A 22,389-nucleotide genomic window follows, 5' to 3' on the forward strand; every position below is an offset into this window, starting at 1 on the left:
GTGAAGCCATGTTTACAAAAGTACTAATCGCCAACCGCGGAGAAATCGCAATGAGAATTATCCGAACGTGCAGCCGCCTCGGCATCAAAACGGTCGCGGTTTATTCAGAAGCAGACAGAGACGCACCCCATACAAAGGCGGCCACAGAGGCTTATTTGATCGGGGAATCAAGAGTGAGTGAAAGTTATTTAAATATAGAGAGAATGATAGAGACGGCAAAAAAAGCAAACGCCGACGCGATCCACCCGGGATACGGGTTATTATCAGAAAACAGCCGATTCGCTGAACGCTGCAAGCAAGAAAACATCGTGTTTATCGGCCCTGCACCCGATATCATCGCAAAGATGGGCAGCAAAATTGAAGCGCGAAAAGCAATGGAGGCAGCAGGAGTCCCTGTCGTTCCCGGCATTTCTGAATCCCTCGGAGACATTCAGGCAGCCTGCCTCACCGCACGTCAAATCGGCTACCCTGTCATGCTGAAAGCTTCAGCGGGCGGAGGAGGCATCGGAATGCAGCTTGTTCAGAACGAAGAAGCATTAAGAAAGGCATACGAGGGGAACAAAAAGCGCGCCGCAGATTTTTTCGGCGACGGGTCGATGTATATAGAGAAAGTCATTGAACATGCCCGCCACATCGAAGTTCAGCTTTTGGCCGATCAGCATGGCCATACAGTACACCTGTTTGAACGCGATTGCTCAGTTCAAAGACGCCATCAAAAGGTCATTGAAGAAGCGCCGTCTCCATTTTTAGACGATGAACTGAGAATGAAGATCGGGCAAACGGCAGTAAAAGCAGCCAAAGCGATCGGCTATACGAACGCAGGAACCATTGAATTTTTAGTTGATCCGAATCAAAACTTTTATTTCCTCGAAATGAATACAAGATTGCAAGTTGAACACCCCGTGACTGAAGAAATAACAGGCCTAGACTTAGTAGAGCAGCAGTTACGTATTGCTGCGGGCCAAACTCTCACATTCTCTCAAAAAGACATCAAACGAAACGGGCATGCGATAGAGGTCAGAATATACGCGGAAGATCCGAAGACCTTCTATCCGTCACCGGGAACGATCTCTGCGTTTTCACTCCCTGGCCAAACAGGCGTCAGACACGAATGTGCGGTAGCGAAAGGCAGTACTGTCACCCCTTTTTATGACCCGATGATCGCCAAAATGATTGTCAAAGGCCAAAACAGAGAGGAGGCAATTGAAAAACTGGAGACAGCGCTCAGCGACTATCAGATAGAGGGAATCAAAACAAATCTTCCGCTTCTCATACAGGCTGCGGCATCAAAAGCATTTAAAGAAGGGGATGTTACGACTGACTTTTTGAAACAACACCTATAAAGGAGGCAGTTGTCATGACAGTTAAGATACAAATGGCGGGAAACCTGTGGAAAGTGCACGTCAAAGCCGGCGACCAAATTGAAAAAGGCCAGGAAGTTGCCATTCTGGAATCAATGAAAATGGAAATACCGATCGTTTCAGACAGAAGCGGAATCGTAAAAGAAGTCAAAAAACATGAGGGCGATTTCGCAAATGAAGGAGACGTGCTGCTCGTACTGAGCGATTCCACTCAATAATCTGGAGGAAGAACATGTCATATCCTAAAAAAGTGAAGATCAAAGAAGTCGGTCCGCGTGACGGCTTACAAAACGAGCCCGTATGGATCGCAACAGAAGATAAAATCACTTGGGTCAACCAGCTTTCCCGGACAGGGCTTTCCTACATCGAAATCACATCCTTCGTGCATCCGAAATGGATTCCGGCGCTTCGAGATGCGATAGACGTCGCAAAAGGCATCGACCGTGTAAAGGAGGTAACGTACGCGGCACTTGTTCCGAATCAAAAGGGACTGGAGAATGCGCTTGAAGGAGGCATTGACGAAGCTTGCGTCTTTATGTCCGCCAGCGAGACGCACAATAGAAAAAACATCAACAAATCGACTTCTGAAACTCTTCACATTCTCAAACAAGTAAACGATGACGCAATAAAAGCAAACCTCACAACAAGAGCCTACCTCTCAACCGTTTTCGGCTGTCCATACGAAAAAGATGTCCCCATTGAACAAGTGATTCGCCTTTCTGAAGCCCTATTTGAATTTGGAATTTCTGAACTGTCGCTTGGAGATACAATCGGAGCGGCAAATCCCGCCCAAGTTGAAACCGTGCTTGAAGCTCTTTTGCCACGATTCCCCGCCAATCAATTGGCCCTGCATTTTCATGATACGAGAGGAACGGCGCTGGCCAACATGGTCACAGCGCTCCAAATGGGCATCACTGTGTTCGACGGCTCGGCAGGCGGGCTTGGAGGCTGCCCATATGCTCCAGGTTCGTCAGGAAACGCCGCAACTGAGGACATCGTGTATATGCTTGAACACATGGGCATCAAAACAAATGTAAAGCTCGATAAACTGCTTTCTGCGGCCAAATGGATAGAAGAGAAAATGGGCAAACAACTGCCGAGCCGAAATTTACAGGTGTTTAAATCATCTTCATAAAAGAGAGGACAAATACAATGGAAGAATCTATTCTTTTTACCGTTCAAAACGATCACATTGCCGTGATCACTTTAAATAGGCCTCAGGCGGCAAATGCTCTTTCAGCGGAAATGCTCAGAAACCTGCATGTGATTCTTCAGGAAATTGAATTCAATGCAAACATCCGCTGCGTCATCCTCACAGGTACCGGCGAAAAAGCGTTTTGCGCGGGGGCAGACTTAAAAGAACGGCTAAAGCTGAAAGAAGATCAGGTTCTTGAAAGTGTATCTCTCATTCAAAGAACCGCGGCTTTGCTTGAAGCCCTGCCGCAGCCGGTTATAGCTGCGGTAAACGGAAGCGCATTGGGCGGCGGTCTTGAATTGTCATTGGCATGCGACCTTCGAATCGCAACTGAATCTGCCGTGCTGGGCCTTCCGGAAACAGGGTTAGCCATTATCCCAGGCGCTGGAGGAACCCAAAGGCTCCCGCGGCTGATCGGCAGAGGAAAAGCAAAAGAATTAATTTATACAGGCAGACGCGTAACTGCACACGAAGCAAAGGAGATAGGCCTTGTAGAGCATGTCACGGCACCCTGTAACCTCATGCCAAAAGCAGAGGAACTGGCCGCAGCCATTTCTGCCAACGGGCCGATCGCTGTCCGTCAGGCTAAATTCGCAATCAATAAAGGATTGGAGACAGATCTCGCTACAGGTCTGGCGATTGAACAAAAAGCATATGAACATACCATTCCGACAAAAGACAGAAGAGAAGGACTTCAGGCGTTTCAAGAAAAAAGACGGGCCGTATACAAGGGAATATAAAAGGGAGGCAATGCTCATGGATTATGAAAAGGAACGAACAGAACGGGCCGATCGGATACGACAAGGCGGGGCGGAAAAGTATCATCAGAGCAACCAAGAAAAAGGCAAGCTCTTTGTCAGAGAACGGCTTGCTCTTTTGTTTGACGATGACATCGAGCTTGAAGACGCTTTTTTTGCGGAATGCATGTCAGACGGGCTTCCCGCTGACGGAGTCATAACAGCCATCGGCAAAATCGGCGGCCAAACCGTTTGCGCCATGGCCAATGACTCAACGGTAAAAGCAGGCTCATGGGGAGCGAAAACCGTTGAAAAAATCATCAGAATCCAAGAAACAGCGGAAAAATTAAACTGTCCGCTCCTTTATTTAGTCGATTCGGCAGGCGCCAGAATCACCGACCAAATCAATGTATTTCCAGGGAGACGCGGCGCGGGAAGAATTTTTTACAATCAAGTCAAATTATCAGGGCGCATTCCGCAAATCTGCCTGCTATTCGGGCCGTCTGCCGCAGGAGGCGCTTATATCCCGGCCTTTTGTGACATAGTCGTCATGGTAGACGGTAACGCCTCCATGTATTTAGGCTCACCAAGGATGGCGGAAATGGTCATTGGCGAAAAAGTGTCTCTCGAAGAAATGGGCGGCGCCCGTATGCATTGCTCAATCTCAGGGTGCGGAGATATTCTTGCAGACACTGAAGAAGAAGCCATACGTCTGGCACGGGCTTATTTATCGTACTTTCCGGCTAATTATCAAGCTAAAGCGCCCATTCAGGATAAACGCCCGCCACAACACTTCGACAGCCCGCTTGCCGACGTCATTCCGCAGAACCAAAATGCGCCATTTGATATGCATGAGCTGATAGAGCGGGTCATTGATGAAGACTCATTTTTTGAAATCAAAGCTTTATTCGCACCTGAATTAATAACGGGCCTCGCACGAATTCACGGGCAGCCTGTCGGCATTGTTGCAAATCAGCCGAAGGTAAAAGGAGGCGTCTTATTCCATGATTCAGCAGACAAAGCGGCTAAATTTATTACCTTATGTGACGCGTTTCATATCCCATTGCTGTTCTTAGCAGATATTCCCGGCTTTATGATCGGCACAAAGGTAGAACAAGCCGGCATCATCAGGCACGGAGCAAAAATGATTTCAGCGATGTCAGAGGCAACTGTTCCCAAGCTCTCTGTCATTGTCCGAAAAGCGTACGGAGCGGGGTTGTACGCAATGGCAGGGCCGGCATTTGAACCGGATTGCTGCTTGGCGCTCCCAACCGCCCAAATCGCCGTCATGGGCCCAGAAGCAGCTGTAAACGCCGTCTACGCGAAAAAAATCGCCGAGCTGCCGAAAGAAGAGAGGGTGCCATTTATCAGCAGCAAACGGGAGGAATACAAAGAGGACATCAATATATACCGCCTGGCTTCAGAGATGATCATCGATGCCGTCATTCCAGCCAATTCGCTGCGTGATGAACTGGCCAAACGGCTCAAGGCATATATGACAAAGGAAATGACATTTACCAATCGAAAGCATCCGGTTTATCCGGTGTAAAAAAGCAAGGAATGAGGGAGGAGCGCAAAAGGCGCTCTTTCTTTATTAACAATAATCACATTATGTTAACTAATCAACTTTGCATAAAACGCTATGTTTTTTAGAATAGTAAATAAAGGCTGCCTCACTAGCGGCAATTATCAGTTCATCATAAAAAGGGGCCTACATGATGTATCATTTATATTCACATAACGACTTGGACGGAGTAGGGTGCGGAATCGTAGCAAAATTGGCTTTCGGGAAAGATATTGAGATCCGGTATAACTCTGTCAACGGCTTAAACGCTCAGGTGCAGCACTTTTTAGAAAAAGCGAAAGAGAACAACAGACAAGACGCGTTATTCATCACCGATCTCGCCGTTAACGAAGAAAACGAAAAGAGATTGAATGAGTATGTTCAAGCGGGCGGAAAAGTGAAGCTGATTGACCATCATAAAACAGCTCTTCATTTAAATGAGCATGAATGGGGATTTGTCCAAGTGGAATACGATGATGGACGGCTTTCATCGGCCACATCGCTGTTATATGACTATCTCGTTAAAAATGGCTTCATGAAACCGACAAATGCCTTAGATCAATTCACAGAACTCGTCCGCCAATATGATACATGGGAATGGGAGCGGTACGATCAAAAACAGGCGAAGCGGCTTAATGACCTTTTCTTTTTGCTGTCAATCGATGAATTTGAAAAAAAAATGATTCAGCGTCTTTCTGCGCATGATGAATTTTTCTTTGATGAATTTGAAGAAAAGCTGCTTGATTTAGAAGACGAAAAAATCGAGCGCTACCTTCGCAGGAAGAAAAGGGAATTGGTGCAAACCTTTGTTCACGAACACTGTGCGGGCATCGTTCACGCAGAATCGTACCATTCAGAGCTTGGAAACAGGCTTGGAAAAGAAAATCCGCATCTTGATTACATTGCGATTTTAAGCATGGGGTCAAAACGAGTCAGCCTGCGCACCATTCACGATGACATCGATGTGTCAGAGATCGCCGGCCGATACGGAGGCGGAGGACATGCAAAGGCATCCGGCTGTTCTATAACCGACGAAGTATACGAATTGTTTGTTGCTGAAGCATTCCGAATTGATCCTGTCAGGCCGGATGCTTTCCGTAACTTCTATAACCTAAAGGGGTCTGCCAACGGATCATTGTATGAAAATCGCGCACAAATGAGATTTTTTCTGTTTCCTTTAGACAACGAGTGGAATATTCAAATTAACGGGGAAACACAGGATGAAACATTCACATCTTTTGAAGAAGCAGAATGGTTTATGAAAAGAAATTATGCCGCATCGCTCGTGCGTGATGAAGTATTTGTCGCATTTTTAGCGGAACACTTGAAGCTGGCAAACCAACAGCGCAGATAAAAAAATATGCATAGGGGTGCATCAATCATCCCTATGCATATCCGCCAGCTATCGTTTAAAAATGGCTGTGCGTTTTTTAATCGCAAAATAAAGGGCAATCACGACAATAGCCAGTATCATAATCGGTGTTGTATAAGTGCCCGCAATGTTCTCAACATCATCCCACTGGCTTCCGAGCTGAATGCCTAAATAAACAAACAGGATAGACCACGGAATGATCGCGAGTACAGTCAGGACCACAAATTTGGAAAACGGCATTTTGGCAATGCCTGCGGGGATGGATATCGCATGTCTGACAACCGGTATAAAACGTGCCGAGAAGACAACCCCCGTGCCGTACTTTTGAAACCAGTTTTCTGACATATCAATATGATGCTTTTTAATCAATAAGTACTTCCCGTATTTGTCCAAAAACGGTCTGCCGCCATAGCGACCGATCCAATAAATAAAGATCTGGGCAATGGTGCCCCCGATAACCCCCGCAATAATGGCGCCAATAAATCCAATCGTGCCTTCCGATACCATATAGCCGCCATAGGCCAATACAATTTCACTCGGTATGATTTCGATCATCAAACCAATTGCAATGCCCGCATATCCCATATTCGTCAGCCAAGTTAAAATTTCGCTTATCAAACTGCCCACATTCTTCACAACCTGTCCTTATCTTTTTCACTATTATATGACTGATTGACGAGCAAGATGGTTACAAATTTTTTTATCGCAGCACTTCTTTTGTTTCCCGTTTTAGCACTTCTTCTAAATAAGCTAAAAGCTGAGATCTCATTTCAGGACGCATTAAGCCGATATCGGTGCTTGCTTTAAAACAGCCCAATTTATCGCCAATGTCATATCGTTTTCCTTCCAGAAGCCGCGCATGAATAGGCTGGGTGCGGCAAACCTCACGAAGTGCATCTGTTAATTGAATCTCATTGCCTGCGCCTCTCCGGATCGACTTCAAAACAGGGAAGATAGAAGGGTTCAGTACATATCGTCCCATCACTGCAATTTCGGAAGGGGCTTCTTCCAGAGACGGCTTTTCAACTAAATCGTTCACTTCATACACATGGCCTTGAGAGCCTGATGTCTGAATAATACCATATTTGCTGACATCCTCAGGAAGAACAGACTGTACGCCGACAACCTCTGTGCCATAAGCGGCGTATACATCCATTAATTGCCGAAGAGCCGGCTTTTCAGACACCATAATATCATCGCCTAAGAGGACGGCAAACGGTTCATCTCCAATGAAATGCTCCGCACACAGCACCGCATGACCTAATCCGAGCGGTTCTTTCTGACGAATATAATGAATATTGGCCAAATCGGCAATCTGCTGCATTTCCTTAAGCGTCTCCGTCTTGCCTTTTTCCCGCAGATTGAATTCCAATTCCGCCGATCGGTCAAAATGATCTTCAATCGAGCGTTTGTTTCTCCCTGTAATAATCAGTATATCTTCAATTCCTGACTCTACGGCTTCTTCTACAATGTATTGAATTGCTGGTTTGTCGACAATCGGGAGCATTTCTTTCGGCTGCGCCTTTGTCGCCGGCAGAAATCTCGTTCCTAAACCCGCTGCGGGAATGACCGCTTTTCTCACTTTTTTTCTCATTCATCTTCACTCCTGATCCTGTATGTTTTTCAGCGAATCTCCAAATACCCAGATTCGGTTTCCGATATAATTCATCATCATTCCGCCGATAGTGGCGGCGAGCTTACTCACCAAAAGCGAACAGCCGCCTTTTTGAAACAAATAAAGCAGCAAAAAGGTAATCCCCGACGCGGCAATATTAATCATGAGAAAGCGCACGATCTCTTTTCCCCCAGCCTTACGTTTTACACGAAACGTCCAACTCCGGTTCCACACATAGCTGTTGATGATACCTGCAGAATAGGAGCAGATCTGCGCCGGCAGATACGGAACATGACAAGTGGTGAGAAGAAAGAAGACACCAAAATCTATCAGTGTATTGCCGACGCCCACGGTGCAAAAACGGCCTAATGTTTTTATTTTTTCTTTCAGCATAACGGCACGCGGTTTTGACCTCCCTTCATAAAAGATACAGATGGCTGTCATATTTGTTGATATGGATTACTTTAGCGGACAGTGTTGAATAAACAATTACTAAAATATGAACAAAACATGAAAAAGTAATGAGGCCTTGCAGATTCATTACGTTAACATTTTGCTAGGAATTTTAATGTTCTGTATAAATGTTAACTTTTAATCATTTTTTTCAAGATGGGAGAGGACGTCATCTTCCTGGTCGTTCCCCAAAAACAGTTGCTGTCAGGGAAGGAGAAAGAAATCGCTGCTTGACCAGCGACAAAGCAAAAGGCGCCACAGGTCATGGACGGCGGGAATACTGCTCAATAGTTCTTATGCTCTTGAAAAAAACAATCGCTCTGAACGGCTGTTTTATTGTGCCTGAAAACTTTGTTCACAGAAAGATGAAAAAATATGACGGATTTCGAAAGAGGAATGCGATTTGATAAAGAAGTGTCTTACAAAGAAGAGAACAATGGAAACAGGAATCAGCAGAAGAAGTTGCCAAAATTCAATAGATTGAGAAGTTCCGAGCGCAACATCTATAATCAACCACAATCAATTTACAATCCTTCACAAATATACAAATTGACTTTTACAATAAAAAGAAAATATGTAATTTCCGACACAATTATGTCAATAGTCCTAAAACAATGAACATCAAGGGCGCTATCTAAGTGAAGAAGAGTCGGTAACAGACTTCCATCCCGGCTTTTATCATCTCTCTTTAAGACTGATTTTTCAGTATCAGCCCACGCTTATATTTCATGAATAAATGTATCCAGGTCCTTTGTAAAATCGAGCAATAACTCCTCCAAAAGTATTCTATACACATTTATTATAATCATGCTAGGATGTTAGATATAGGGATATTTTGTATAAAATTGTATCAATCTTCAATGTGAACGGAGGAAGCTCATGAACAATCTTGCCTTTTTATTTCCTGGACAAGGGTCTCAATTTGTAGGAATGGGCAAACCTTTTTGGAATGATTTTGTGCTCGCAAAGAGGTTATTTGAAGAAGCGAGCGATGCGATCTCCTTTGATATAAAAAAACTGTGTTTTAACGGTGATATGAATGAATTGACAAAGACAATGAATGCACAGCCCGCTATTTTAACGGTCAGTGTGATTGCTTTTCAAGTGTATATGCAGGAAATAGGGATTAAGCCTCACTTTCTTGCAGGTCATAGCTTAGGAGAATACTCAGCGCTTGTCTGTGCGGGCGCCCTTTCTTTTCATGATGCCGTTACACTTGTAAGACAGCGAGGAATTCTTATGCAAAATGCGGACCCTCAGCAGCAGGGGACGATGGCCGCCGTGACTCAGCTTTCTCTTCAAACATTGCAAGAAATATGTTCAAAAGTGTCGACGGAAGAATGTCCGGCAGATGTCGCCTGCATGAATTCAGACCAGCAGCATGTGGTTTCCGGACATAGAGAAGCTGTGGAACGTGTCATCAGGATGGCGGAGGAAAAGGGGGCTAAATATACTTATTTGAATGTCAGTGCGCCTTTTCACAGTTCGATGATACGATCAGCATCCGAACAATTCCAGACTGTATTACACCAGTATTCCTTCCGGGATGCCGCATGGCCGATCATTTCGAATGTCACCGCACACCCTTACAGCAGCGGAAATTCGATCAACGAACATCTCAAGCAGCACATGACGATGCCGGTTAGATGGGCGGAATCAATACATTACTTGCTTCTACAAGAAGTTACGGAAGTCATCGAAATGGGGCCGAACAATGTCTTATCCGGTCTGCTGAGAAAAATAACGAATCACATTGCACCTTATCCTTTAGGACAGACATCTGATATTCACCAGCTTTCCAATTCAGCGGAAAGAAATAAACTTGTTGTCCGTTTACGCAAAAAACAACTGAATAAATTGATGATTCAAACCGTCATTGCGCGAAATTACAACAAGGATTCATCGGCTTATTCCAACATGACGACCCCATTATTTACGCAAATCCATGAGCTGAAGGAGAGAATGGAGAGAATGGAAAGACATGGAGATGAGCTTTCAGAACAAGAATTCGAACATTCGATCCATTTATGCAAATTAATTTGCAAGGCTAAACAGCTTCCGGCTTGGGAACAATTACGGATTTTAAAATAAAGCGCCCAGGAGGGTACCTATGTATACCAGTCAATTCCAAACCTTAGTCGATGTCATTCGGGAAAGAAGCAATATTTCAGATCGCGGGATCCGTTTTATCGAATCCGATAAAAACGAGACAGTTGTCTCTTACCGCCAATTGTTTGATGAGGCGCAAGGGTTTCTTGGCTATTTACAGCATATCGGCATTCAGCCGAAGCAGGAAATTGTATTTCAAATCCAAGAAAACAAATCATTTGTCGTTGCTTTTTGGGCTTGTTTATTAGGAGGAATGATCCCGGTACCGATCAGTATCGGAGAAGATGATGACCATAAGCTGAAAGTCTGGCGCATTTGGAATATATTAAATCATCCGTATCTGATTGCCTCTGAAAAAGTATTGAACAAAATAAAGAAATACGCTGAAGAACACGATTTACATGATTTCCATCAGCAATTAAACGGGAAATCTGACATCATTCAAGATCAAACCTACGATTACCCCGCTTCGTTATATGAACCTGATGCGGATGAACTGGCTTTTATCCAATTTTCTTCAGGATCGACAGGAGATCCAAAAGGAGTCATGTTAACGCATCACAACTTAATACATAACACGTGCGCCATTCGGAATGTCCTGTCCATTGACTCGAAAGACTCTTTCTTATCCTGGATGCCTTTAACGCATGATATGGGGCTCATCGCCTACCACCTTGTTCCCTTCTTAGTCGGAATCAACCAACATCTGATGCCTACAGAATTATTTATTCGCAGACCTATTCTTTGGATGAAAAAAGCCCATGAACACAAAGCTAGCATTCTATCCTCTCCTAATTTCGGATACAACTACTTCCTTAAATTTCTGAAAAACGAACCAGACTGGGATTTATCCCACATCAGAGTCATCGCAAACGGTGCAGAACCGATATTGCCGGAGCTCTGTGACGAATTTTTGACCAGATGCGCAGCATTTAATATGAAAAGATCCGCCATTTTGAATGTTTACGGTTTAGCGGAAGCTTCGGTTGGCGCAGCGTCCTCTAAACCAGAGGAAGAATTCGTTCCCGTTTATCTGCATCGCGACTATTTAAACCTCGGTGAAAGAGCTGTAAACGTCAGCAAAGAGGATCAAAATTGCGCCTCATTCGTCGAAGTGGGACAACCCATAGACTATTGCCAGATTCGAATCTCCGACGGAGCAAATGAAAGAGTAGCAGACGGAATCATCGGTCATATCGAGATCAAAGGAAACAATGTGACGCAAGGGTATTATAACAACCCCGAAAGTACGGACAAAGCACTAACTTCTGACGGCTGGATAAAAACAGGAGACCTCGGATTCATTAGTGAGAATGGTAACTTAGTCGTAACTGGAAGAGAAAAGGACATTATATTTGTGAACGGAAAAAATGTCTACCCGCACGATATTGAACGGGTCGCGATTGAAATGGAAGAGGTTGACTTAGGAAGGGTTGCCGCCTGCGGTGTATATGATCAAAAGACGCGAAGCAGAGACATCGTGCTCTTTGTTGTTTTCAAAAAATCACCAGAAAAATTTGCGCCGCTAGTCAAAGAGATTAAAAAACATTTGTACAAGCGGGGCGGCTGGAGCATAAAAGAAGTCCTTCCGATACGAAAACTCCCTAAAACAACCAGTGGAAAGGTTAAGCGCTATGAACTTGCCAGACAGTATGAGGCAGGGGATTTTTCAATAGAGTCTGCCGCCATTAATGAATTTCTGGAGAGCAGCCCGGAGAAATCCGGACAGACTCCCATTCATGAGATAGAAACGGAATTGCTATCTATCTTTTCCCACGTGCTCGATGGAAAAAAGGTTCACCTCACTGATAGTTATTTTGATATGGGCGCAAATTCATTGCAGTTATCGCAGATTGCCGAGCGTGTAGAACAGAAATTTGGACGCGAGCTTGCCGTTTCAGATCTCTTCACGTATCCTTCTATCACTGATTTAGCGGCATATCTGTCTGAAAGCCGGGCTGAAATCAAGCATGACGTGACAGCGAAACCAAGCCATGTGACGCCGAAAGATATCGCCATTATCGGGATGTCGCTCAATGTCCCGGGAGCATCGACTAAAAGTGATTTTTGGGATCTGCTTGAAAAGGGAGAGAACGGCATTCGAGAATACCCTGCATCCCGGCTGAAAGATGCGGCGGATTATTTAAAGTCCATCCAAAGCGAATTCAATGGAAATCAGTTTGTGAAGGGCGGCTATTTAGATGACATCGACCGCTTTGATTATTCGTTCTTTGGTTTAGCTCCTAAAACGGCTCAGTTTATGGATCCCAATCAAAGACTGTTTTTGCAGTCTGCATGGCATGCGATTGAAGATGCGGGCTATGCCGGCGACAGTATGAACGGGAGTCGGGTCGGGGTATATGCAGGGTACTCGAAGGTGGGCTACGATTATGAGCGCCTCCTTTCTGCGAATTATCCGAAGGAACTTCATCAATACATTGTAGGCAACCTTCCTTCCGTGTTAGCCAGCCGAATCGCTTATTTCTTAAATTTAAAAGGGCCGGCGGTCACAGTGGATACAGCTTGTTCTTCATCGCTTGCTGCCGTTCATATGGCATGCAAATCTTTAATTTCTGGCGAGTGTGAAATGGCTCTTGCCGGAGGTATCCGGACATCGCTCTTGCCGTTGCGTATCGGGCTTGATATGGAATCTTCGGATGGGTACACCAAAACGTTCAGCAAAGATTCAGACGGCACGGGCTCAGGCGAAGGCGCGGCGGCAGTCCTGTTAAAACCTTTGCAGGATGCGGTTCGCGACGGAGATCATATTTACGGCGTGATCAAAGGAAGCGCGATGAATCAAGACGGAACAACCGCCGGGATTACCGCACCGAACCCGGCAGCTCAGACTGAGGTTATTGAGACGGCCTGGAAAGACGCGGGCATCGATCCTGAAACGCTGTCTTTCATCGAAGCGCATGGCACCGGAACCAAGCTTGGCGATCCTGTTGAATTTAACGGGCTTTGTAAAGCGTTTGAAAAGTATACGGCAAAAAAACAATTTTGCGCGATTGGTTCTGTTAAGTCGAACATTGGCCATTTGTTCGAAGCGGCAGGCATCGTTGGGCTGATCAAATCTGTCCTCATGCTGAATCACAAAAAAAACCCGCCGTTAGCGCACTTTAAGGAGCCTAATCCGCTCATTCATTTTCACTCTTCACCGTTTTATATAAATCAGGAAGTTGCGGAGTTCACACCTGGTGACGAGCCGCTGCGAGGCGGAATCAGCTCGTTCGGTTTCAGCGGAACAAATGCTCATGTGGTATTGGAAGAATACACCACTCAAAGTGAGTATGCACCCGAGAATGAAAACGAGCCGCACCTATTTGTTTTATCCGCCCATACTAAACATTCACTCTATGAACTCGCACAGCAGTATCGGCAATATGCATCGGATGACAGCCAAGCTTCATTGAAGTCCATTTGCTATACAGCCAGTACGGGAAGAGCTCATTTGGATCATGCTATTGCATTGATTGTATCCAATAAGCAAGAATTACGTGACAAGCTGGCCTCCGTGGTTCAGGGAGACGGTCATCTTCCCGGAGTACACATGGGGTATAAGAACTTGAAGGAAATGCAGCCTGCCCATAAAGAAGAGCTGAATAAACAAGCCGCTGATCTGATTGAGCAGCGAATCCGTACGCATGATGAACGAATCACATGGCTGAATCGCGCCGCTGAATTATTTGTGCAAGGAGCCGTTATAGACTGGCGCGCGCTTTATGCCGGTGAAACTGTACAAAAAACGCCATTGCCCCTGTATCCGTTTGAACGGAACCGCTGCTGGGCTGAAGCGGACCATTTGCGCTTAAACAAGAGCGAAGAGAGAGGAGAAGCGGCATTGAATATGAATCAAACGAAGGCGCATATTGAATCCTTCCTGAAAACTGTAATCGGCAATGCTTCGGGAATCAGAGCGGATGAGCTTGATCTGAATGCTCATTTTATCGGGCTCGGAATGGATTCCATCATGCTGTCACAGGTCAAAAAAGCCATTGCTGACGAATTTGGTGTAGACATCCCGATGGATCATTTTTTTGATACGATGAACAACCTTCAAAGTGTCATAGACTACTTGACTGAGACCGCACCATCATCCTCTGCATCCGCCCCGCCTCAAGAGAATGTTCCGGCGCAGGAAAAACTGGCTATTTCAGAAACACAGCCTGAATCTAGTCACAGAGAAGATCATCAAGGGCATATGCTTGAAAAAATAATCGCTTCTCAGAATCAATTAATTCAGGATACTTTGCAAGCTCAATTAAATAGCTTTAATTTGCTGAGAAACAGCGGACATTCCAATGTGAAAGAATACGCTAAAGCGCAGGAAAAATCAATTCCTTCTGTCAAGCAGGGGAATCCGACCGTCACTGCAGAAAAGAAATTGGCTCAAGATGCGAAGCCCTATGTTCCTTTTCAGCCTCAGAACTTGCATGAACAGGGACACTATACCGCACAGCAAAGACAATACTTAGCAGATTTCATCGGGAAATACGCAGACAAAACGAAAGGTTCCAAACAATATACGGACAAAACCCGATTTGCTCATGCAAATAACCGCAACTTGTCCAGTTTCCGTTCATATTGGAAGGAAATCGTGTACCCGATTATTGCCGAACGTTCTGACGGTTCCAAGATGTGGGATATTGACGGAAACGAATATATCGATATCACCATGGGATTCGGCGTTAACCTTTTCGGCCATCATCCGTCCTTTATTACACAAGTTATCGATGATTCAATCCGTTCATCATTGCCTCCGCTCGGCCCAATGTCGGATGTCGCCGGTGAAGTTGCCGATCGAATCCGCACATGTACCGGAGTAGAAAGGGTCGCTTTCTATAATTCAGGAACAGAAACCGTCATGGTTGCCCTTCGTTTGGCAAGAGCGGCAACAGGAAGAAAGAAAGTTGTGGCGTTCTCAGGCTCTTATCACGGCACGTTTGACGGCGTATTAGGATTGGCCAGTACAAAAGGCGGGGCTGCGTCTGCGAATCCGCTTGCTCCGGGCATACTGCAGAGCTTTATGGATGATTTGATTATTTTGCATTACAACAATCCCGATTCGCTCGATGTAATTCGCAGTCTTGGAGATGAATTGGCAGCCGTATTGGTGGAACCTGTACAAAGCCGCAGACCGGATTTGCAGCCGGAAGCATTTTTGAAAGAACTGCGGGCGATCACGCAGCAATCCGGTACAGCCCTGATTATGGATGAAATCATTACCGGATTTCGGATCGGTCTCGGAGGCGCCCAGGAATGGTTCGGCATTCAAGCGGATTTAGTGACCTACGGGAAAATCATCGGCGGCGGGCAGCCGTTAGGAATAGTTGCCGGAAAAGCTGAGTTCATGAATACGATCGACGGGGGAACCTGGCAGTATGGGGACGACTCCTTTCCACAAGACGAGGCGAAACGCACATTTGTGGCCGGCACCTTCAATACTCACCCGCTTACCATGAGAATGTCGTTAGCCGTGCTTCGCCATTTACAAACCGAGGGAGAACACCTGTATGAGCAGCTGAATCAAAAAACAGCCTCCCTGGTCGATCAGTTAAATCGCTACTTTGAACAATCACAAGTGCCTATCCGCATGGTTCAATTCGGTTCCTTGTTCCGGTTTGTCTCATCGCTTGATAACGACTTGTTCTTTTACCATCTCAATTATAAAGGAGTCTATGTATGGGAAGGCCGAAACTGCTTCTTGTCTACGGCACATAGCGCGGATGATATTGAACATATCATTCAAGCTGTTAAAGACACGCTGAAGGATCTTCGCCGAGGCGGATTTATCCCGGAAGGCCCGGATTCCCCTGACGACGGCGGCCATAAAGAATCCGGGACATACGAGCTTTCGCCTGAACAAAAACAATTGGTTATGGCATCCCATTATGGGAACGAGGCTTCTGCAGCTTTAAACCAGTCCATTATGCTAAAAGTGAAGGGTGAACTGCAGCATACGCCCTTAACACAAGCCGTGCAGCATATCGTCGACCGCCACGAGGCTTTACGTACGGTGATTCATGTCGATGACGAGGTACAGCAAGTACAGGAACGGATGAATATAAAAATTCCTGTCATTGACTTTACCGGTCACCCAGATGAGCAACGGGAATCGGAAATTCAGAAATGGCTTACAGAAGATGCCAAGCGGCCATTTCATTTTCATGAACAAAAGCCCTTGTTTAGAATCCATGTACTTACATCGGCTCAAGATGAACATCTGATTGTGCTCACGTTCCATCATATCATTGCCGATGGATGGTCAATCGCCGTTTTTGTTCAAGAGCTGGAGAGCAACTATACGGCAATTGTACAAGGGCAATCGTTCCCGCCAAAAGAGGCGGCTGCTTCGTTTCGACAGTATTTAGACTGGCAGCAGGCGCAGATTGATAGCGGACATTATGAAGAAGGAGTCCGTTATTGGCGGGATCATTTCTCTGAACCGATACAGCAGGCAGTCCTGCCGAGCGCCGCTTCTGCCCGTTATCCGAACGGGTATGAGGGAGACCGATGTACCGTCAGGCTTGGACGGCCTTTAAGCGAGGCTTTAAAGTCATTAAGCATTAAGATGAAAAATAGCGTATTTGTGACGATGCTGGGCGCGTTTCATCTTTTTCTGCACCAGCTTACCAAACAGACAGGCCTTGTGATCGGGATCCCTGCAGCAGGTCAATCGCATATGAAACAGCATGATCTGATTGGAAATTGCGTCAATATGATTCCCGTGAAAAACACGTCTTCTTCAGAAAGAACTTTATCCGGTTATCTTGGCAGTATGAAAGAAAGCGTGGATCACGCAATGCGCCATCAAGCCGTTCCGATGACACTGGTAGCCAGACAGCTTCCGCACGATCAAGTGCCGGATATGCGTATTATCTTTAATTTGGACAGGCCTTTTCGAAAGCTGCATTTTGGAAAGGCGGAGGCGGAGCCCATTGCATACCCGGTGAAATGCATGCTGTACGATTTATTTCTTAACATAACAGACGCAAATCAAGAATATGTTCTTGATTTTGACTTTAATACGAATGTTATCAGTCCGGAAATCATGAAAAAGTGGGGAGCGGGCTTTACGAAATTGCTGCAAAAAATAGTTGAGGAAGGTTCAGTTCCTCTTGACGCCTTGATGATGTTTTCCAATGAAGAAGAGCATGTTTTACAAGAAGTGTATGCCGATCACCAGCAGCGGGTCTCTTCAATCGTAAGCAAGACGGCTAACTTTTCTGACGCCTACGAGGCGCCGGCAAATGAAACAGAGCGGCAGCTGGCTCAGATTTGGGAGGAACTTTTCGGCCTTGAGCGGGTTGGCAGATCAGACCGCTTTCTGGATCTGGGCGGAAACTCACTCCAAGCGACGCTTATGCTTTCCAAAGTTCAGAAGACATTTCACCAAAAAATTTCTATCGGACAATTTTTCAATCACCAGACTGTTAAGGAATTAGCGCGTTTCATTGAGAATGAAAAGAAAGTCATGCACCTCCCGATGAAGGCTGCTGAGAAAAAAGCGTATTACCCGACATCATCGGCGCAGCAAAGGGTATATTTCCTGCACCAAATGGAGCCGGATCAACTGGCTCAAAATATGTTTGGGCAAATATCAATTATAGGGCAGTACGATGAGCAAGCCCTGATTTCTTCTCTTCAGCAAGTCATGCAGCGGCATGAAGCGTTTCGCACGTATTTTGACATTATAGATGGCGAAATCGTCCAGAAACTTGAAAACGAAGTTGATTTTAACGTTCATGTCCGAACGATGAGCCGGGACGAATTTGACACCTATGCAGACCGGTTTGTAAAACCGTTTCGCTTGGAACAAGCTCCTTTGGTTCGCGCGGAGCTGATCAAGATTGATAACGAACAGGCTGAGCTGCTCATCGATATGCATCATATCATTTCGGACGGTTACTCCATCAACATACTTACAAATGAATTGCTGGCTTTATATCATCGGAAACCATTACCGGACATTGAATTTGAATATAAAGATTTCACAGAATGGCAAAACCAATGGCTGAATGAGGATGCCATGAAGCAGCAGGAGACATATTGGCTGGAACAATTTGAAGACGAAATTCCGGTCCTTCAACTGCCGACAGACGGTTCAAAAGCGGCGGAACGGTCTTCCGAGGGACAGCGCGTGACGTGCTCCCTACAGCCGGATGTAATCTTTTCGCTGCAAGATCTGGCGAAAAAGACGGAAACCACTCTTTATACGGTGCTGCTGGCCGCCTACAAAGTGCTGCTTCACAAATATACAGGACAAGAAGACATGGTCGTAGGCACGCCTGCTTCAGGAAGAAATCATCCGGATATTGAAAATATCATCGGTATTTTCATTCAAACGACCGGAATCCGAACGAAGCCGCACGCCAATAGAACGTTTACGGATTATTTGGAAGAAGTAAAGCGGCAAACGCTTGATGCTTTCGAAAACCAAGATTATCCATTCGACAAGCTTGTGGAGAAATTAAAAGTGCAGCGGGAAACAACAGGAAAATCACTGTTTAACACGATGTTTGTGTTTCAAAATATTGAATTTCATGAAATCCGGCACAATGAATGTACGTTTAAGGTAAGAGAGCGAAACCCCGGAGTCTCTTTATATGATTTGATGCTGACGGTCGAAGATGCCGGACAACAGATAGAGTTGCATTTTGATTTTAAGCCGGGACAGTTTGAAAAAGACACCATTGAACAGATCACGAGACACTATACCAGCATTTTGAACAGCCTTGCAAAACAGCCGGAGATGACGTTGTCCTCCATTCCCATGCTGTCTGAAACCGAACTTCAGCAATTGCTCACGGAGTTTAATGACACAAAGACGCCGTATCCGCATAACGAAACGGTTTCCCGATGGTTTGAAATGCAGGCGGAACAGCGGCCTGATCATGATGCCGTTATTTTTGGCAATGAGCGGTATACGTACAGACAGCTCAATGAACGGGCGAACCAATTGGCGCGAACGTTACGGACAAAAGGCGTACAAGCGGACCAATTCGTTGCCATTATCTCTCCGCACTGCATCGAGCTGATTGTTGGTATTTTGGCTGTTCTGAAATCCGGCGGCGCATACGTGCCCATTGACCCTCAATATCCGGAGGATCGGATCCTATATATGCTGAGTGATTCAAGAGCGGAGATTGTGTTGACACAGCGCTGCCTGCTGGATCAATTACCATATGATGGTGACGTTGTGCTTTTGGATGCGGAAAACTCTTATCATGAGGACCGCTCAAATCTTGACTTGTTCAGCAATACGCATGATTTGGCCTACATGATCTATACGTCGGGTTCCACGGGCAATCCGAAAGGTGTGCTCATTGAGCATCAGGGACTGGCCAATTATATTTGGTGGGCGAAAGAGGTTTATGTGAAGGGCGAGAAAACCAACTTCCCATTATACTCTTCCATCTCTTTCGATCTAACGGTGACTTCGATATTTACACCGCTGGTTACGGGAAATACCATCATTATCTACGATGGAGAAGACAAAAGTGCAGTGCTTTCTGCGATTATGCGGGACTCAAGAATAGATATGATCAAATTAACACCGGCACATTTGCATGTACTGAAGGAAATGAATGTAGCCGATGGCACCGCCATACGAAAAATGATTGTGGGCGGAGAAAATTTAAGCACCCGGTTGGCCAAAAGTATCAGCGAACAGTTTAAAGGACGGCTGGACATTTTCAATGAATACGGACCGACGGAAACTGTCGTCGGCTGTATGATTTACCGTTACGACGCAAAACGGGACAAGCGGGAATTTGTGCCGATCGGCACTCCGGCTGCCAACACGGACATTTATGTGGCGGATGCAAGCAAAAATCTGGTTCCGATCGGGGTAATCGGCGAAATGTATATCAGCGGACCCGGTGTTGCCAGAGGGTATTGGAACCGCCCGGATTTAACGGCAGAGAAGTTCGTTGAAAATCCGTTTATCCCGGGAGCGAAGATGTACAAGTCAGGAGACTTGGCTAAGCGATTGAAAGATGGAAATCTCGTATATGTGGGCCGCATCGATGAACAAGTCAAAATCAGGGGACACCGAATCGAACTGGGTGAAATCGAAGCAGCGATGCATAACGTGGAAACGGTGCAAAAAGCCGCCGTTACAGTCAGAGAAGAAGAAGAAGACGGCTTAAAACAATTGTGCGCGTATTACGTAAGCGAAAAACCTATACCTGCTGCCCAGCTTAGGGAACAATTGTCATTGGAGCTTCCGGAATACATGGTTCCGTCCTATTTTGTCCGTCTGGAGCATATGCCCTTAACATCCAACGGGAAAATAAACCGTAAAGTATTGCCCGCGCCCGAAGCGAGTCTGCAGCAGACAGCTGAATATGTTCCGCCGGGCAATCAGGTGGAGTCCAAACTGACAGATTTATGGAAGGAAGTACTCGGAATAAGCCATGCGGGGATCAAACATAATTTCTTTGATCTTGGAGGAAACTCCATTCGCGCGGCAGCCTTAGCCGCCAGAATTCACAAAGAGCTGAATGTGAATCTGTCTCTCAAAGACATATTCAAGTATCCTACCATTGAACAATTGGCTGACAAGGCGTTACACATGGAAAAAAATCGATATGCACCGATCCCGACCGCAAAAGAAATGCCCTATTATCCGGTTTCTTCTGCTCAGAGGCGGATGTATTTGTTAAGTCACGCAGAAGGCGGCGAGCTGACTTACAATATGACGGGTGCCATGAGCGTGGAAGGGACGGTCGATCCCGCCCGGTTAAACGCCGCTTTCCAAAAATTAATCGAGCGCCATGAAGCTTTGCGGACCAGCTTTGAATTATATGAAGGCGAACCGGCACTGCGTATTCATCAGAGCGTTGAATTTACAATAGAACAAATTCAAGCAAGCGAAGAAGAAGCGGAAGCTCGTGTGCTTGATTTCATCCAAGCGTTTGATTTAGCCAAGCCGCCGCTGATGCGGGCCGGACTGATTGAACTAGAGCCTTCGCGGCATGTGCTTGTGGTTGATATGCACCATATCATTTCTGACGGCGTGTCCGTCAATATTCTGATGAAAGATTTAAGCCGGCTCTACGAGGGATACGAACCCGATCCGCTTCCTGTTCAATATAAAGACTATGCAGTTTGGCAGCAATCGGACATTCAGAAACGGAATATCAAGAGCCAGGAGGCGTACTGGCTCAATCAGTTTCGTGATGACATTCCTGTACTGGATATGCCTGCGGATTACGAACGGCCTGCCATACGCGATTACGAAGGCGAATCCTTTGAATTTGTTATACCGGAACACTTGAAACAGCGCTTAAGACAAATGGAAGAAAACACAGGAGCAACACTGTATATGATTTTATTGGCCGCCTATACGGTTCTTTTGTCCAAATACAGCGGACAAGAGGATATTGTCGTCGGAACGCCATCTGCCGGGCGGACTCATTTGGATGTGGAGTCGGTCGTGGGAATGTTCGTCAATACGTTAGTCATCCGCAATCACCCGGTGAGCCGTAAAACATTTGATGCCTACTTAAACGAAGTAAAGGAAAACATGCTGAATGCCTATAAAAATCAAGACTATCCGTTGGAAGAATTGATTCAGCATTTACAGCTTTCGAAAGATCCAAGCCGCAATCCTTTGTTCGATACGATGTTTGTGCTGCAAAATCTCGATCACGCTGAATTGACATTCGATTCTCTTGAACTCAAGCCGTATCAGTTTCATCATCCGGTTGCCAAATTCGATTTAACCTTGTCGATTCAGGCAGACCAAGAAAACTATCACGGCCTGTTTGAATATTCGAAAAAACTGTTTAAAAAAAGCAGAATTGAGGCTTTATCAAACGACTACTTACACATTCTATCCGTGATTCTGGAACAACCAAGCATTCTAATCGAACAAATCGAATTGAGCGGGAGCAATGAGGAAGAAGAGAACATGCTGGATTCTATTCAATTGAATTTTTAGAGAAAAGTATTTATTTCTTTAAATTATACAAAA

11 protein-coding genes are annotated in these 22,389 nt (G+C 45.6%); 8 read left to right on the top strand and 3 right to left on the bottom strand.

The window, feature by feature from the left end:
• The first annotated feature begins 8 nt into the window (after positions 1-8).
• The 6 genes from V6D44_RS00040 to nrnB all read left to right on the top strand — a co-directional run bounded on the left by V6D44_RS00040 (position 9) and on the right by nrnB (position 6,211).
• A complete protein-coding gene (locus tag V6D44_RS00040) occupies positions 9-1,343 on the top strand; it encodes an acetyl-CoA carboxylase biotin carboxylase subunit (protein ID WP_087991393.1) in 1,335 nt (444 codons plus the stop codon).
• A 14-nt stretch (positions 1,344-1,357) separates the two neighbouring features.
• Positions 1,358-1,579, top strand: a complete 222-nt coding sequence (locus V6D44_RS00045) for an acetyl-CoA carboxylase biotin carboxyl carrier protein subunit (RefSeq protein ID WP_087991394.1) — start codon at positions 1,358-1,360, stop codon at positions 1,577-1,579.
• A gap of 14 nt (positions 1,580-1,593) precedes the next feature.
• A complete protein-coding gene (gene ldeG, locus V6D44_RS00050; RefSeq protein ID WP_253269133.1) occupies positions 1,594-2,496 on the top strand; it encodes a hydroxymethylglutaryl-CoA lyase in 903 nt (300 codons plus the stop codon).
• 17 nt (positions 2,497-2,513) lie between these two features.
• Positions 2,514-3,296 (top strand): enoyl-CoA hydratase, encoded by a 783-nt coding sequence (locus tag V6D44_RS00055; protein ID WP_333516201.1) that lies wholly within the window; start codon positions 2,514-2,516, stop codon positions 3,294-3,296.
• A gap of 10 nt (positions 3,297-3,306) precedes the next feature.
• The gene (locus tag V6D44_RS00060) at positions 3,307-4,842 is read left to right on the top strand and encodes an acyl-CoA carboxylase subunit beta (RefSeq protein ID WP_202327593.1); all 1,536 of its coding nucleotides are present in this window, start codon (positions 3,307-3,309) and stop codon (positions 4,840-4,842) included.
• Between the two features lie 169 nt (positions 4,843-5,011).
• The gene (nrnB, locus tag V6D44_RS00065) at positions 5,012-6,211 is read left to right on the top strand and encodes an oligoribonuclease NrnB (RefSeq protein ID WP_202327602.1); all 1,200 of its coding nucleotides are present in this window, start codon (positions 5,012-5,014) and stop codon (positions 6,209-6,211) included.
• A 48-nt stretch (positions 6,212-6,259) separates the two neighbouring features.
• On the opposite strand, the gene V6D44_RS00070 is transcribed toward nrnB, so the two are convergent.
• From V6D44_RS00070 to V6D44_RS00080, 3 genes are all read right to left on the bottom strand, one after another.
• Positions 6,260-6,856 (bottom strand): DedA family protein, encoded by a 597-nt coding sequence (locus V6D44_RS00070; protein WP_087991399.1) that lies wholly within the window; start codon positions 6,854-6,856, stop codon positions 6,260-6,262.
• Between the two features lie 73 nt (positions 6,857-6,929).
• Positions 6,930-7,823 carry a UTP--glucose-1-phosphate uridylyltransferase GalU gene (galU, locus tag V6D44_RS00075; RefSeq protein ID WP_202327604.1) on the bottom strand — a complete coding sequence of 298 codons (894 nt, stop codon included), beginning with the start codon at positions 7,821-7,823 and terminating at the stop codon, positions 6,930-6,932.
• A 6-nt stretch (positions 7,824-7,829) separates the two neighbouring features.
• Positions 7,830-8,288 carry a GtrA family protein gene (locus tag V6D44_RS00080; RefSeq protein ID WP_202327606.1) on the bottom strand — a complete coding sequence of 153 codons (459 nt, stop codon included), beginning with the start codon at positions 8,286-8,288 and terminating at the stop codon, positions 7,830-7,832.
• An 888-nt stretch (positions 8,289-9,176) separates the two neighbouring features.
• Here V6D44_RS00080 and fabD point away from each other — a divergent pair.
• Together fabD and V6D44_RS00090 are read left to right on the top strand one after the other, a co-directional pair.
• Entirely contained in the window at positions 9,177-10,388 is a 1,212-nt protein-coding gene (gene fabD, locus V6D44_RS00085) for an ACP S-malonyltransferase (RefSeq protein ID WP_202327608.1), read from the top strand.
• A gap of 19 nt (positions 10,389-10,407) precedes the next feature.
• Positions 10,408-22,356: a non-ribosomal peptide synthetase/type I polyketide synthase gene (locus V6D44_RS00090; protein ID WP_333516202.1), complete on the top strand. Its 11,949-nt coding sequence runs from the start codon at positions 10,408-10,410 to the stop codon at positions 22,354-22,356.
• The last annotated feature ends 33 nt before the right edge of the window (positions 22,357-22,389 follow it).

It is taken from the genome of Bacillus sp. 0209A, assembly GCF_036765095.1.
GTDB lineage: Bacteria > Bacillota > Bacilli > Bacillales > Bacillaceae > Bacillus > Bacillus subtilis_G.

Bases quoted from the DNA above. Each gene is read 5' to 3' on its own strand.
- V6D44_RS00040 (WP_087991393.1), top strand. From the start codon at position 9: ATGTTTACAAAAGTACTAATCGCCAACCGCGGAGAAATCGCAATGAGA.
- V6D44_RS00045 (WP_087991394.1), top strand. From the start codon at position 1,358: ATGACAGTTAAGATACAAATGGCGGGAAACCTGTGGAAAGTGCACGTC.
- ldeG (WP_253269133.1), top strand. From the start codon at position 1,594: ATGTCATATCCTAAAAAAGTGAAGATCAAAGAAGTCGGTCCGCGTGAC.
- V6D44_RS00055 (WP_333516201.1), top strand. From the start codon at position 2,514: ATGGAAGAATCTATTCTTTTTACCGTTCAAAACGATCACATTGCCGTG.
- V6D44_RS00060 (WP_202327593.1), top strand. From the start codon at position 3,307: ATGCTCATGGATTATGAAAAGGAACGAACAGAACGGGCCGATCGGATA.
- nrnB (WP_202327602.1), top strand. From the start codon at position 5,012: ATGTATCATTTATATTCACATAACGACTTGGACGGAGTAGGGTGCGGA.
- galU (WP_202327604.1), bottom strand. From the start codon at position 7,823: ATGAGAAAAAAAGTGAGAAAAGCGGTCATTCCCGCAGCGGGTTTAGGA.
- V6D44_RS00080 (WP_202327606.1), bottom strand. From the start codon at position 8,288: ATGACAGCCATCTGTATCTTTTATGAAGGGAGGTCAAAACCGCGTGCC.
- fabD (WP_202327608.1), top strand. From the start codon at position 9,177: ATGAACAATCTTGCCTTTTTATTTCCTGGACAAGGGTCTCAATTTGTA.
- V6D44_RS00090 (WP_333516202.1), top strand. From the start codon at position 10,408: ATGTATACCAGTCAATTCCAAACCTTAGTCGATGTCATTCGGGAAAGA.